Origin of the sequence: Streptomyces capillispiralis, assembly GCF_007829875.1 — a bacterium.
Classification (GTDB): domain Bacteria; phylum Actinomycetota; class Actinomycetes; order Streptomycetales; family Streptomycetaceae; genus Streptomyces; species Streptomyces capillispiralis.
Map to the genome: position 1 here is coordinate 3,463,839 of NZ_VIWV01000001.1, position 13,583 is coordinate 3,477,421.

Below are 13,583 nucleotides of genomic sequence, written 5' to 3' on the forward strand. Positions count from 1 at the left end.
CGGCAGGTGAGTGGAGTGACGACCGACCGACCGCAGGTGAAGTACCCGTTCGAGTTCGACGGCCGCTGGGTGCTTCGCTACCACGTCCCGTACACCGTCGAGCACGACGGCCGTACCCACCGCGTCGTGGCGACGATCTTCGCCGAGCCGTCGGTGCACGGCCGGATCCAGGTCAACTGCGAGGGCCTGCTCATCGCCGAGTACGACGAGCTGGTTCCCGGCAGCCGGGTGGAGATCACCGGTGACGTGTGGCGGGTGACGGAGGTCGAGTACCGGACCCGCGTCGTCCTGGAGCGCGGCGCCGACGACATGAAGGAGGAGACCGGTGCACAGGCCGGTGAGTAGGTACCGCGTAGCGGGCTCCGTCCTGGCGCTGCTCGCGCTGGCCGGCTGCGGATCGTCGTCCGGCGGGGGCGGCGGGGAACCGACGGCCGCGCCCGCGACCACACAGGCGGCCCGGGACAAGGGGCCGGTGTGCGTGGGCGAGGCATCGGCGGACGGGCCGCACGTCCTGCGCGGCGGCGGCTTCCGGCTGCCGGGGGGCGGGGGCGTGCAGTACGCCGCTGCCGGCGCCGACGGCACGACCCGTACGGCGACCCTGCGCGAGGGGGAGCGGTACGAGTCCGGCCAACAGGAGTGGACCGTCGCCCCCGGGACGGACGTCACCGTCTCCGGCCACGTCTACACGGTCCGGCAGATCTGCTCCTACCGCCTCGTCCTCGAACCGAAGACGGCCGAGGACAAGGCCGCGCTCGCCGCAGCGCCCGAGTCCATGAAGTCGGCGGGCGGGCCGGCGGACGCGCCCCTGTGCTTCACCACCAACGAGGACGTCCTGGCCGCCGCGGCAGCCGGCTTCCCGCCCAAGGGCGAGGAACTGTCCCTCGTCGGCAACGGCGGCGTCCAGCGCTTCCCCACCGGCCTGTCCCTCACCGTCTCGTACCTCGACACCGGCACGGGCACAGCCGGCATCGCCGCGAACTGCGCGGCGGTCCCGGTCGCGGCGTACAAGGACGTGCGGGTCGGCGATCCGGTGGAGTTCGCAGGGGTGCTGTTCGAGGTGTCGCAGATCACCGAACAGGCCGTGCGGCTCACGCGGACGAGCACGTAACCCCCACCCAGAAGCGGCCAGGGGAGAAGCGCGTCGCCCACACGAGGTGTCCCCCTGGCCCGCCGGCTCGCGCGGAACCACTGCGCGTCTCATCCAGGGCCCGCTCCTCTGCGGTGCCGGGAACGGCGGTGGCCCCCTCGCTGTGACGAACGTGACGTCCTCCGACGTCAACTGGACGCCGCAGCCCCACTGGTACGCCCCGTGCCTTGGCGCCAAGGACTTCACGAAGAAGATGTCCAAGGACATCGAGCGCCAGATGAGCGCACCCCGCACGGGCGGCCACGCGGGCGCGGCAATCGGCGAGACCGTCCGCCACTACGAGGACGGGTACGGTCGGACCGACACCCCCCGGCTACAAGGACTACAGCGTCGAGAAGGACGGCGAGGGGATGTTCTGGGCCGCCGTCGAAAACCCCGACGAACCCGACCTCCTCAAGCGGAGTTCCTCGACCGGCACCGGCGCCCACGTTCGGCAACGACCAAGCCGTCACCGTCCAGGAGATCCAGTCCTTCAATTGCTGATGAGACACGAAAAGGCGCGACGGCCCCGCCCACTGCTTATCCGCCGACCAAAACAGGAATGAGGGAACGTCAGACGTATGAGTGGAATCACATTTGAACTGCAGCGTGCGCCGTCCTTCAGGGGAAGGCGGGGCGAAATCCTCTCATGGATCGGCGATATCGACCAACTCGGCCGCATTGAGCTCACCTTTCCTGCAGATCACAGCGACTATCCAACAACGTATACCGAGGTGGCGGTGAGCGGGAACAGCTTCCCCCTCGTCACCTATCTTGGCCTTGGCTACTTGCAACGACCTCTACTGGCCAGAGGGGAGTTGAACGTCGACTGGGAGCCCGCAGCGCTCTCCAGGAACACGTGGCTGCCCACCCGGAACGCACGCGCCCTACGGATTCAGGTCAAAGGACGCTCATATATTTATACCCAGCAAGGCGGTAAACGCGGTCACAAGCTTGTTCGCACCGGAGCGACCGTACAGATGCGACGTTCGAGTTGGGTCAAGCCACGCACCATCACGGGTACTTGTTCCGGTGATGCGGACTCCCTGGACATCGCCATCGCCCTGGTGATGGAAGGCGTCTACACGCGCAATCTCACACTCTACGGCGCACTTGTGTCACTACCAGGCCGTGTCCTCAATCGGTTCAACGATCTCTGACCCACGGCCAGGTGCCGCCACTCCGGTTCCATCATATCCGAATCTAATACTCAAAGGCCGCCCACCATCGTGGATCCCCGCTCGGATTCACGGGGGGCGATTGTATGCCTTCGAGGCCGACCTTCTCCGGGTCGGAAAGAACATGGGTGCCGCCTCGCGGGCGGCCGGCGCGAGCCGGTTGAGCGCTTTCGCTTCCGGGACAGGTAGCGCGCTGCGCACCGCCGGCTGCGATGGTCGCGCCGAACCCGATCACCGTGGGCGCCGTCGTGGTCACGGGCCTCGTCTACGGCGTTTCATCGATCATGGCCAACAAGAAATCCTTGAGGGAAATCCCAGGAAAGATTGCTGACGCCGGCCACTGGGCGGGCGAAAAGCTCGAAGAGGGAGCCGGGAAACTGGTGGACGGGGCGAAGAGCGTTCATTAGCCTCGTTCATCCATGAGCGTCCGTCAGCCTGTTGATGGACCCCTTCAGATTGTTCGGGGCGGCTGTCCTGCCGGATCCACGTCGTCCGGGGACGCGTCCTCGAGAATGCGAAGAAGCGCGCTGGCCCTGTTCACGCTGACTGGTTGCGGATCCTCGTCCGGCGGTACCGGCGACCACACATCACCCGCACAGGCGCGTGACCCCCACCCCTCCAACCCGGCGGGAAGGAGGTGCCCGCAGAACCGGACGAGGCCGACCAGGACGTGCGGGTCGGTGACCCGTGGAGTTCGCGGGGGTGCGGTTCGAGGTCTCGGAGACCAGTGAGCAGACCGACGAATCTGCTCCTTCCTACTTCTTCTTGTCCTGGAGGTCCTTGGCGTCCTGCGCGCACTGCTGGGCCTCGTCGCGCAGGGCCTTGGCCACCGTGCCGCACTTCGTCTGCCAGCCCTTCAGCTTGCCCCGGACGTCGTCCGCGTTGGGGCCCGACCAGGTCTTCATTCCGGTCGTGCTGTGGTTCTTGGCGCTGTCGACGAGTGACTCGATGTGGTCGGCCAGCGAACGCAACTGACTGGCGCGCTGGTTGAGTTCCTGAATTTCCGGATGTGCCATAGCAGCCTCCCCCGCTGTCTCGACGGCCAGGATACGGTCGCATCCTCCGGGACGTCGCCCGCACCCCCTGCCGCCAGTCGCGTCCGTATGCGCACGAGTTGTTCACCGGACGCCCTCAACCTCCCGGTGCCGGACAGGAACTGGGCGTGGTGCGATAGCGTCCACTGTTGCAAACGGATAGTCCGCTTGTTCCTGATGACACGGGGAGGATCGCCATGGATCGCGGTGCAGATCTCACACGGCTCCGGGAGTTGTCGAAGCTCTACGCCCGCAAGGCGCACGACCTTCAGGTCCTGATCAAGGACCTGCAGTCGGCGACGGCAGACAGCTCCGGCTACTGGAAGGGCCCGAAGGCCGACCGGTTCCGGGACGACTGGCGCGATGTGAAGCCGACCTTCGAGAAGTGGGTCGACACGCTGAACGAGGCCAGCAAGTCCGCGAACACGAGCGCCGACAACATCGAGCGCGCCACCTGATCCCAGGGCGAACCGCGCGACGGACGACCTTCCGGGGCGCCGGACCACACCCCCTCGGGGCTGGTTCCGGCGCCCCGGCGGTACGCGCACCGGGCCCCGGTGTCAGCTGCCGTCGCGGTACGAGCGTGCCTCCGCCGCGGTCACCCTCTCGGGCTCGCCGCGCAGCGCCGCGTCGACGAGCGGCAGCAGCCTGCCGACCTGCTCGCCCAGTCTCCGGTGACGTCCGTCCAACTCGCGGTGCCAGGCACGGGCGTTCCTCCCCACCCAGACCTTGTCGCCGCCGATGTCCGCGGCGGGACCCCTGAGAATCCCGCCGAGATGCTCCACTTCCTTGGCGAGGTCGTCCCGCAGCTTCTGCAGCTCCGCCTTTCTGGGATTGGGCACGGTCGATTCAGCTTCCGCCATATTAATATTACCTTCTGAAGTTCATGTCGCGCACTTGACATTGCCCCCGATTCTCGGCACCTCATAACCTAATTCAATGTCAATGGTTGCCGGCGGTACGCCCGGGAGCGATCCCGAATACCTCGTTCTCCCCACCACCACCATGAACGGATTCCCGCTCACCGACGACACCGTCGAGGTGACCCTCCTCCCCCTCACCGGGGCGGGCGGACAGGAGCGACTGGTCGCACTCGCGTTCACCTCGGTCGCCCTGCTGGTCGAGGCGATGGGAGAGGAACAGCCCTGGGTGGTCCTCCCCGCCGGCGAAGTCGGCGAGGCGCTGACGGGGTCCCGTGCGGAAGCGGTACTGGTCGATCCCCGTCCTGCCGTCGGCGCGGATCAGGGAGGGGCATCATAGTCGACCCGAATTTCTCCGGCATCAATCCGCACAACCTGATGAGGACCATCAAGGACCTGGAATCCGGCAGCAAGGCGCTGCACAGCGCGAAAGCCGTGTATCTCTCCAGGTTCCGTGGGCTCGGCCTGGACACGGCACAGCTGACGGAGATCGGGAGGATCGCCCGCTGGGTGGACGACGAACTCCCCATGCTGCGCCGGAGACAGGCCCTGGCGGCGGCCATGGAAACGGACCGGAAGGGGTTCGGGAGCCGGACCGGGACCGGGACCGGGACCGGGACCGGGACCGGGGCCATGGTCCAGGTACGTGAGCCCGTTGCCGGGATCGGCGAGGCGAGAGCGGAGGGCGAGGCGCTGGCCGAGGAGATCCACGAGGCGGCGGAACTCGCCCCGGGCGCGGCGGGCACGGAGTTCCACCGGATCGCGGAGGTGCTGGCCGAGCACAGGGGGGACCCGGACTTCACCTCGGCGTTCTACGCGAAGCTCGACCCGGCGTTGCTGAAGGTGCTGCCGGTGACCGTCGCCGCCGCGAAGGCGCCGACGGCGGAGGCGGACGCGAAGCTCTTCGGGCACGCCTTCACCACCGCGGCCGGCGCGCACCCGCCCGCTCCCGGTTTCGCCAAGGCGGCCGCTCTCCTCCACGGTGACTTCGGCGAGGACGAGCCGACGGCCGTGCTCACCAGGGCACTCCTTCAGGGCGACGACATCGACCTGTGGGCCCTCGCCTGGAAGCACACGCAGATCGCCGCGAAGAAGCTCGGCGACCCGGCGGACACGTGGTCGGACACCGCGGGGCTGCTGGCGTCCGTCCTCGGCATGCAGGCGAAGTACGCCGGTCACTTCTGGGAACGGTCGCAGAAGTTCTCCGACGAGGCGAGCCGGCTGTACCAGCGGCGCGTCAACAGCATGAGCCCGGAAGCCCGGCGGCGGTTCAAGAAGGACACCAGGCGAGCGGCCCGAGCGGCCAGGCAGTCCGCTCGTGAGGCGGAACGCCTCCTCTCCAAGTACGGGATGGGCTCGTTCTCCCGCTTGATGGAGGCATCCGTCGCGGAGGGCGGCGGCTGGCTGATCGGCAAGGTCCCCGGCCTCCGGCCGCCCAGCCCGACCACACTCTTCGGCCGCACCCTGCACGCCGGCGGCAAACTGCCGCTGGTCGGCACGGTGTTGACCGTCGGGGCGATCGGGTGGGACATCGGACACGGCGAGGAGAAGGACGTCGCTGTCGCGGCCAACGTGGGTGGGATGGCCGCGGGGACGGCTGCCACCTGGGGCACTATGGCCACGGTCGCGTGGTGCGGTGGCCCTGTCGGGTGGGGAATCGCATCCGGCGTCGTGCTCGGCTTCGGAGCCGGTTACGCGATCTCGTACGCCGCCAAGACCGGAACCGGGCGTAGAGCGATCAATGCTGTCACCGGCGCGGCGAAAGACACTGGCGAGGCGATCAGCGATGCCGCGTCCGACGTCAAAGGAACGTTAAGCGAGTGGATCTCATGAAGTGGATCAAAGATGGCTAGGAAGAAGAACCCTGCCGGCCATTACCAGGTGCCGCCCCACATCGTCAGAGCGCAGCAGCTCGCCGCCGAACGTCGGCCTTGGAAACCTCGTCCGTTGATCCCTCGGCGCCGCCAACTTCTCGGCGTCCTGGGGGCCTCCCTCGCCTGCGCTGGATTGGCCCTCGTCTTCTGGCTTCCCTCCCGCTCCCTGGTTCAAGAACTGCGCGGCAGCGGAGTCACCGTCGCTGCAGAAGTCACCGCTGTCGACAACAAGCCCAAGTACGTGAAGGTCGAGTTTCTCCAAGGCGAGGAGTCCGGAACCGAGGAGAAGCTGTGGGATTACGCCGGAATGCTCCCCGATGTGCATCCCGGCGACACACTGCTCGTCACCTACGACCCCGACGATCCGCACCGCGGTCTCCCCCACGCCTGGGTCGTGGACCCTCCCGCCAATCTGCCCGCATACGGGACCTCAGCGATCGCCGTGTTCTTCTTCGCCGGGGCGGTTGTCGGAACGCTCCGCCGCCGTCGGCTGCTGCGCACCGATCTCAGCCGTTCATGACCGCCTGGATCGGCATGAACGAGCCGCCCGTCACGAACAGGCCGCTGCCCGTCGGGCCGCCGCCGCTGTTGGACGGGAGGCGGATGCCGAACAGTTCGCCCTCGGAGGGGCTCTGGGGCGTCAGCAGCATGCCGTTGCGGGACTTGCGGGCCTCGACGGCGAAGCCGCGGTACTGGCCCGAGAGGCTGTCGGTGGAGCCGGCCGCGATGAGGCCGATGCCGCCGTCGGCGCCCTTGCGGACGACGCTTTCCAGGGCCTCGTCGAGGCGCGTGTCGTAGAGGAGCTCGGCGTCGTCGACGATCACGACGTACGAGTCGTCGGGAGCCTTGTTCACCAGCTCCTCCAGGTCGTCCTCCCTGCTGTCGGCGTTCAGCAGACCCAGCACGCCGTCACGCCCCTCCAGGTCGCGCAGGGGTGAGCGGCGCGGGGCGACCAGGACCACCGGTGTGCCGGAGCGCAGCAGCGTCTCCGTGGCGGCGACCAGGAGGGTGGAGCGGCCCGACTTGGGCGGGCCGGCGATGACGAAGCCGGGGCCGTTCTCCTCCAGGTCGATGCCGACCGGCTGGAGTTCGTCGCCGCCGACGCCGACGAGCGCCCACAGCGGCGACGGCGGTGCGAAGTCGGGGTCGAGGGCGAGGGCCTCGGAGGCCGTGATGCGCGACGGCAGCGCGTCGACCCGCATGGGACGCCGTCCGGCCGGCACCCGGCCGTGGCGGGCCGCGGCCCCCTCGGCGATCTCGCGCAGCGCCCTCACCTGTGCCTGGCCCGCGGGGTCGGCCGTGAGCAGGCCGATCTGGGTCTCGTCGACGCCGGTGTCCGTGATGCGCAGGGCTCGTCCCGGCGGCATGTTCTTCGGGACCTCGCGGGGCTGGAGCCCGGCCGTGGAGTAGTCGTTCGGGTCGGCGAAGCGCAGCACCAGGCGGTCGGCGAACGCGGACGAGACGTGGCCGCTCAGGCCGCTGCGGTCGGCGGTCATGACGACCTTGAGGCCCACCGCGGACCCCTCACGGAAGATGCGCTGGGCGGACTCGAGCAACTGGCCGTAGTTGTAGCTCTCGAAGGTGGAGGCGAAGCCCTCCCAGCTGTCCAGCAGGAGCACCATCCAGGGCAGGCGGTCGTCCGGGGCGGCGCCCGCGCGCTGTTCGGCGGCGCTGGACGCGCCCTCCATGGCGAGCAGTTGCTGCCGCCGCGCGATCTCCGCCAGCAGGCGCTCGATGAGGCGCCGGACCCGGTCCGGTTCGTCGCGCGTCACCACGGCGCCGACGTGCGGCAGCCGCATCAGCGGCAGCAGCGCGTTGGAGCCGCAGTCGATGGCGTACACGTGGACGTCGTGGGGGGAGGTGCGGTGGGCCAGTGAGCCCGCCAGTGTCCGCAGGGCGGTCGAGCGGCCGGAGCGGGCGCCGCCGAGCAGCATGGTGTGCTCGCCGTGCACCAGGTCCAGGGCGAGCGGCGTACGGGACTGCTTCGCGGGCAGGTCGATCAGGCCGTACGGGATGGGGGCCACGTCGGTGGCCCCGGCGGCCGGGGCGGGGCCGTACGCGGCGAGTTCGTCCAGGGTGACCTGTTCGGTCAGCGGCGGCAGCCAGGGGCTGCGCTGTTCGCCGAAGCCCATGCGCCGGGCGCCGTCCCGCACCGCGTCGACGAGGACGGCGAGGTCGGTGACCATCGTGCCGTCGTCCTCGGCCTCGGCCCGCTTGGGCAGCGGGCGGCCGTAGGCGGTCCAGGGCAGGGGCAGCAGGGTCGCCTTCGGGCCGGTGCCGCCGGTGGCGGGGCGGCGGCCACCGATGCGGGCCGACTGCACGCCGACCAGGGACTGCGCGCCGGAACGGACGTACATGCGGCCCGGCGTGGACTTGGCGATGGCGCCCGAGTCCGGGGCCTCGATGACGTCGATGGACTCGGAGGCGTCCGTCACGCGCAGCGCGATCCGCAGGTTGGTGTTGGCGCGGATGTCCGCGCTGACCACACCGGCGGGCCGCTGGGTGGCCAGGATCAGGTGCACGCCGAGGGAGCGTCCCCGGCGGGCGATGTCGACCAGGCCCGCGATGAAGTCCGGGAGTTCGGCGACCAGCGAGGCGAACTCGTCGATGACCAGGACGAGCCGGGGCATCGGCTCCAGCTCGGGGCGGAGCTTGCGGGTGTCGTTGTAGTCCTCGATGTCCTTGGCGGCGGCGTCGAAGAGGATCTTCTCCCGGCGGTGCAGTTCGGCCGCGAGGGAGGCGAGGGCGCGCTCGGTGAGGTGGGCGTCGAGGTCGCTGACCATGCCGACGGTGTGCGGCAGACGGGCGCAGTCCATGAAGGCGCTGCCGCCCTTGTAGTCGATCAGGACGTAGTTCAGGGCGTCCGGGCGGTTGGCCACGGCCAGCGAGGCGATGATCGTCTGCAGGAGTTCGGACTTGCCCGCGCCCGTGGTGCCCGCGACCAGCGCGTGCGGGCCGTCCCGCCGGATGTCCAGCGCGAAGGTGCCGTCGGCGGCGACGCCGACGGGCGCCGCGGTCGTGGAGCCCCCGGCCTGCCAGATCCGCTCCACGTCGGCCCCGGTCGGGTCGGGCATGCCGAGCAGGGTCAGCAGCCGGGCGGAGGTGGGCAGGGCGCTGCCCGCGTCGTCCCGGCTGACGTCCCGGACGGGGGCGAGGGAGCGGGCGAGCAGTTCGCACCACTCCGGTGTGACCTGGTCGGCGAGGACGTCGCCCGCGGCCTCCAGTCCGTAGCCGCGGATGCGGACGTGGTGGGCGGCGTCCGGGGACCAGGCGACGACGGCCCGGCACTCCTCCGGCAGCAGCCGCTCGTCCTCGTCGATGCACAGGGCGAGGATCCCGTACTGCGGTCCTTCCGCGAGGAGTTGCGGCACTCCGGGTACGCGGCGCAGCAGGCGGGCCCCGTCGAGGACCAGCAGGACGTTGGGGTCCGGGTACAGCCGGCCCGTCATGGTGTTCTGCTCGCGGGACGCCTTGCGGCGGGCCAGTTCGTTGAGGAGTTCGTTGACCCGCCGGGTGACGCCCTCGGAGTCGAAGCCGACCAGCGCGACGCAGTCCTGCCCCTGGTCGGGGCCGGAGTGGGGCAGCCAGTGCACCCACTGCCAGTCGGCACCGGCGTCCGGCGTGGAGGCGAGCGACACCAGCGACAGGTCCCGCGGGCTGTGCAGCACCGCCGCCTGCACGCCGAGCCACCGTGCGGTGGCCAGGGCGCGGGCCCGGTCACCGGCGACACCGACCACACCGAGTTCGGTGAAGGGCAGGGTGACGGGCACGTCCGGCAGGACGGGCGGCTCCGGGCGCTCCTCCTCGTACAGGGAGCCGCCGCGGCCCGCGACCAGTTCGACGTCGGACGGCAGGTTGCCGGAGCCGACCCGCAGGTGCAGGGCGTCCGGGTCGGTGAGGCGGCGCTCCCACAGGCGGCGGCGCGGTCCCGTGGCGAACAGCAGGATCTCGGCCGGGTCGGGGCTGTCGGCGCGGCGGGCGCGCTGCTCCTCCTTGGCGAGGGCGGCGAGTTCGGCCTCGTGCGCGGCGAGGTCCTTCTTGTACTGCTTGACGGACGTCTTGTGCTTCCTCTTGCCCTCGCGGTTCTCGCTGATCCACTGGGCGGCCATCATCAGCGGGCTCATCAGGCAGAAGAGCAGCATGTAGATCTGCTGGGTGAGGAAGTACATGCCGATGCCGAAGAGCATGGGCATGAACGCCATGATGAACTGGAACCGGGCCCGGTCCCCCTTGGTGGGCGGTACCGGCACCACGAGCCGCCGCCTGGGCCGCAGCGGGGACAGGCGGGGCGGGCGGTTGTAGGCGAGGCCGCCCTCGCTCATCGCCGACAGGTGGGCGTCCGGTTCGGTCACCCGGTCGAGGACGAGCAGCGAGTCGCCGGCCCGGACGACGCCGCCGAGCGGCCAGGGCGTCGCGGACGTGACCGTCTCGTCGTCGAGCAGGATCCCGGTGCCGCCCTCGGGGACGAGGGTGACGGTGCCCTTCATGTCGATGGTGATCCGCAGGGCGACGGGCGGCAGCGAGGCGTCCGTCAGCGGGAAGGAGCAGGTGGGCGCGGAGCCGACGGTGGCCGCGCCGATGCCCAGCCGGGTCACCCGGCCGGAGGCGGGACCGCCCGCCGCTCTCAGCTCGTACGCTCCGACCGGTTCGCCCTTGCGCAGCAGCGGGCCGATCGAGTCGTCCACCGACAGCCGCATGCCGTCCTGGAGGACGGCCGTGGCCGGTGCGGACGGGTCGCAGAGCATGCCGTCGGCCCACAGGGAGGGCGCTCCGGTGGACGGCGCCGGGTGGCCGTACGGCAGGACCGGCGACGTGCCGGGCATGGCGACCACGTTCGCGGGCAGGCCCGCGGAGCGCCCGGCCTGCCGCAGCGCGGTCGTCAGCGCCTCCGCGACATCCCCGGCTGTGGCCGTGTCCTCGGTGGTGATGACGACGTCATGCGGCTCACCGCCTTCCAGTACGACCGTGACCCGCGTCTGCATGGCGGTTCGTCCTCCCCGTCGGCCCCTGTGGCCGCGTTCGTCGCTTCGGCTGACGGAGACTACTGACAGTCCCCGGTGCGGTCGATGCCCTGTGCCGGCGCCGGGCCGTCACACGGCCGGCAGCGCGTAGATCTCCGGTCCGTGGGTGACCAGGAGGCGGTTGCCGGAGAGGGTCACCTGCCACGGTTCGCCGTTGCCCTTGTTGTCGTCGTAGACCCAGCGGAGCTTGCCGGTGCGGGCCTCCAGCGCGACGATGCCGCCGTCCAGGCTGCCGGTCGCCCCGTAGAGCGAGGAACCGGCCCGCAGGAACGTCTCCGGTCCCTCGACGTCCAGGTCGTCGCAGAGCCAGGTCCGCCTGCCGGTCTTGACGTTCACCGCCCAGACGCCGTCGTCGTCGTCGCTGACGTACAGCACGCCGTCGATCACCGTCGGGTTGCGGAAGCCGCCGCGGCCGTTGGGGGACAGGGTCCAGCGGGTGGCGCCGGTGTCGGCGTCGACGGCCGTCAGCTCGTCGCCCGGGAGGAAGACCAGGCCGCCCGCCACCGTGGGCTGCCAACTCCAGTCGTCCCCCAGCTTCTTGGTCCACAGCTGGGTGCCGGTGGCGGTGTCGCGCACCGTCAGGTTCTCGTTGCTGTCGGCGTAGACCAGGTACGTGCCGGAGACGTTGCCCTGGACGTCGTAGTCCCTGGTGCCCCAGTCCCGCTGGTGCAGCCATACCTTTTTGCCGGTGGTGTGGCTGATGGCGGCGACGGCCGTGCGGTACTCGGTGGCGCTCCTGGAGTCGCCGTAGTCGTTCGCCGTGACGTAGACGTGCCGGTCGTCGATGGCGATGGCGGACTCGACCGTGACGGACTTGCCCAGCCGGCTGCGCCAGACCTCCTCGCCGCTCGTCACGTCGAGGGCGACCAGGACGCCGTCGTAGTCGCCGTCGGCCAGGAACACCTTGCCGCCGTGGAAGAGCAGGGGCTCTCCGGGGCGGCAGGCGTCCTTCTTCGACCAGCGTGCCTTGCCCGTCCGCACGTCGCGGGCGACGAGCGGATCGCCGCTGATCAGCAGGAGGCCGTCGTGCGTGAGCAGGGGCACGGCGGTACTGGTGCTGTCCTCCACCGCCGACTCGTGCCACAGGGGCTGGGGCGCGACGCCGGGGGGCGGCGTGGTGAACCGCTCCCCGGCCGGTTCGGCCGAGCCGCCGCCGCCCGCCGCGCCCGTGGCGGAGTCGGACTCTCCGGTGTCCCGTCCGAGCCACCAGGCCGCCCCGCCGCCGATCGCGGCGACTCCCGCGGCGGCGCCGGCCGCCAGGCCGAGGACGCGGCGGCGGGACCGGCCGGCGCCGCCGGTGTCCGGTCCGCCGAGCTGCACCGTGCCGGGCAGGGGTGTGCCGGGGACGCCGTGAGCGGGGCCGCCGGGTTGGTGGCCGTACCCCGGCGTCGGCGCGCTTCCGGGGTGACTGCCGTACGCCTGGGCCGGGTGGGCCGGGGCGGCGGGCCCCGACGTCATGGTCGGTGCCGGCCCGAAGGACGCTCCGGCCGCCGGGGCCGCGTCGGGGGCCTCCAGGTCGAGAATGCCGGCGGCGTGGGTCGCGATCGTCGAGGCCACCGCCGACGGCAGCCAGTCGGTCAGGACCTGCTCGACGCCGCCCGGGGCCAGGGCGCCGACGATCTGCGCCGGCGCGGGGCGCTGGGCGGGGTCCTTCAGCAGACAGGCGCGGACCAGGCCCAGCAGCGACTGCGGTACGCCCGTGAGGTCGGGCTCGCCGTGCACGATCTGGTAGAGCAGCGCGGCGTGCGAGGAGGCGCCGTCACCGAAGGCGCCCCGGCCGGTCGCCGCGAACGCGAGCACGGCACCCAGGGAGAAGACGTCGCCCGCCGTGCCGACGTCCTTGCCCTGCGCCTGCTCCGGCGACATGTAGCCGGGCGAACCGACGACGACTCCGGTCTGCGTCATACGGCTTCCGTCGACCGCCCGCGCGATCCCGAAGTCGATGACGCGGGGGCCGTCGGCGGCCAGCAGGACGTTGGACGGCTTGAGGTCGCGGTGCACCAGCCCGGCCGCGTGGACCTCCTGGAGTGCCGCGGCGAGACCGGCGGCCAGGGCGTGGACGGTGCGCTCCGGCAGCGCGCCGTGCACGGCGACGACGTCCGTCAGGTCGGGACCGAGCACGTACGAGGTCGCCAGCCACGGCAGGGACGCCTCCGGGTCGGCGTCCACGACCGGTGCGGTGAAACGGCCGGACACCGCCTTGGCTATCTCCGCCTCGTGCCGGAAACGGGCCCGGAAGTCGGCGTCCGCCGCGAGGTCGGGTCGCACCACCTTCACCGCGACGGTGCGGCCACCCGGCGAACGGGCCAGGTAGACGCGGCCCATGCCGCCGGCTCCCAGTCGTCGCAGCAGGCGGTAACTCCCCAGCTCGCGTGGGTCGTCCGGCTGCAGTGTCTCCATGGTCGCCTTCCCCGTCGTGACGCCGGTGCG

Annotated in this window: 12 protein-coding genes and 1 pseudogene; 9 read left to right on the forward strand and 4 right to left on the reverse strand. The window is 70.8% G+C overall.

The annotated features are described in order from the left end of the window. The first annotated feature begins 15 nt into the window (after positions 1-15). The 5 genes and pseudogenes from FHX78_RS14525 (at position 16) to FHX78_RS14545 (ending at position 2,711) form a co-directional block, all read left to right on the forward strand. Complete coding sequence (locus FHX78_RS14525; protein ID WP_229923824.1) at positions 16-345, forward strand: hypothetical protein; 330 nt, start codon at positions 16-18, stop codon at positions 343-345. Next, entirely contained in the window at positions 338-1,108 is a 771-nt protein-coding gene (locus FHX78_RS14530; protein ID WP_229923823.1) for a hypothetical protein, read from the forward strand. Before FHX78_RS14525 ends, FHX78_RS14530 begins: the two co-directional genes overlap by 8 nt. 91 nt (positions 1,109-1,199) lie before the next feature. Further along, positions 1,200-1,554, forward strand: a pseudogene (locus FHX78_RS37445) (hypothetical protein); the annotation flags it as partial. A gap of 153 nt (positions 1,555-1,707) precedes the next feature. Next, complete coding sequence (locus tag FHX78_RS14540; protein ID WP_145867876.1) at positions 1,708-2,286, forward strand: hypothetical protein; 579 nt, start codon at positions 1,708-1,710, stop codon at positions 2,284-2,286. Between the two features lie 230 nt (positions 2,287-2,516). Beyond that, complete coding sequence (locus tag FHX78_RS14545; protein WP_145867878.1) at positions 2,517-2,711, forward strand: hypothetical protein; 195 nt, start codon at positions 2,517-2,519, stop codon at positions 2,709-2,711. A gap of 348 nt (positions 2,712-3,059) precedes the next feature. On the opposite strand, the gene FHX78_RS14550 is transcribed toward FHX78_RS14545, so the two are convergent. Further along, positions 3,060-3,320 (reverse strand): WXG100 family type VII secretion target, encoded by a 261-nt coding sequence (locus FHX78_RS14550; protein ID WP_145867880.1) that lies wholly within the window; start codon positions 3,318-3,320, stop codon positions 3,060-3,062. A gap of 215 nt (positions 3,321-3,535) precedes the next feature. Here FHX78_RS14550 and FHX78_RS14555 point away from each other — a divergent pair, with 215 nt between their 5' ends. After that, positions 3,536-3,796 carry a WXG100 family type VII secretion target gene (locus tag FHX78_RS14555; RefSeq protein ID WP_142193806.1) on the forward strand — a complete coding sequence of 87 codons (261 nt, stop codon included), beginning with the start codon at positions 3,536-3,538 and terminating at the stop codon, positions 3,794-3,796. A gap of 102 nt (positions 3,797-3,898) precedes the next feature. Here FHX78_RS14555 and FHX78_RS14560 read toward each other — a convergent pair whose 3' ends face one another. Further along, complete coding sequence (locus FHX78_RS14560) at positions 3,899-4,201, reverse strand: hypothetical protein (RefSeq protein WP_145867881.1); 303 nt, start codon at positions 4,199-4,201, stop codon at positions 3,899-3,901. 76 nt (positions 4,202-4,277) lie between these two features. On the opposite strand from FHX78_RS14560, the gene FHX78_RS14565 reads away from it, so the two are divergent. The 3 genes from FHX78_RS14565 to FHX78_RS14575 are packed head-to-tail and all read left to right on the forward strand — an operon-like array spanning position 4,278 to position 6,652. Further along, a complete protein-coding gene (locus FHX78_RS14565) occupies positions 4,278-4,598 on the forward strand; it encodes an SAV_915 family protein (protein WP_229923821.1) in 321 nt (106 codons plus the stop codon). Between the two features lie 38 nt (positions 4,599-4,636). Beyond that, positions 4,637-6,091, forward strand: coding sequence for a hypothetical protein (locus FHX78_RS14570; protein WP_189908509.1), 1,455 nt, complete (start codon positions 4,637-4,639; stop codon positions 6,089-6,091). 12 nt (positions 6,092-6,103) lie between these two features. Next, positions 6,104-6,652: a hypothetical protein gene (locus tag FHX78_RS14575; RefSeq protein ID WP_145867885.1), complete on the forward strand. Its 549-nt coding sequence runs from the start codon at positions 6,104-6,106 to the stop codon at positions 6,650-6,652. On the opposite strand, the gene FHX78_RS14580 is transcribed toward FHX78_RS14575, so the two are convergent. Both FHX78_RS14580 and FHX78_RS14585 read right to left on the reverse strand, forming a co-directional pair. Next, complete coding sequence (locus FHX78_RS14580) at positions 6,639-11,114, reverse strand: FtsK/SpoIIIE domain-containing protein (protein ID WP_145867887.1); 4,476 nt, start codon at positions 11,112-11,114, stop codon at positions 6,639-6,641. The genes FHX78_RS14575 and FHX78_RS14580 overlap by 14 nt on opposite strands. 108 nt (positions 11,115-11,222) lie before the next feature. Further along, positions 11,223-13,553: a protein kinase domain-containing protein gene (locus FHX78_RS14585; protein WP_145867888.1), complete on the reverse strand. Its 2,331-nt coding sequence runs from the start codon at positions 13,551-13,553 to the stop codon at positions 11,223-11,225. Positions 13,554-13,583 lie beyond the last annotated feature (30 nt).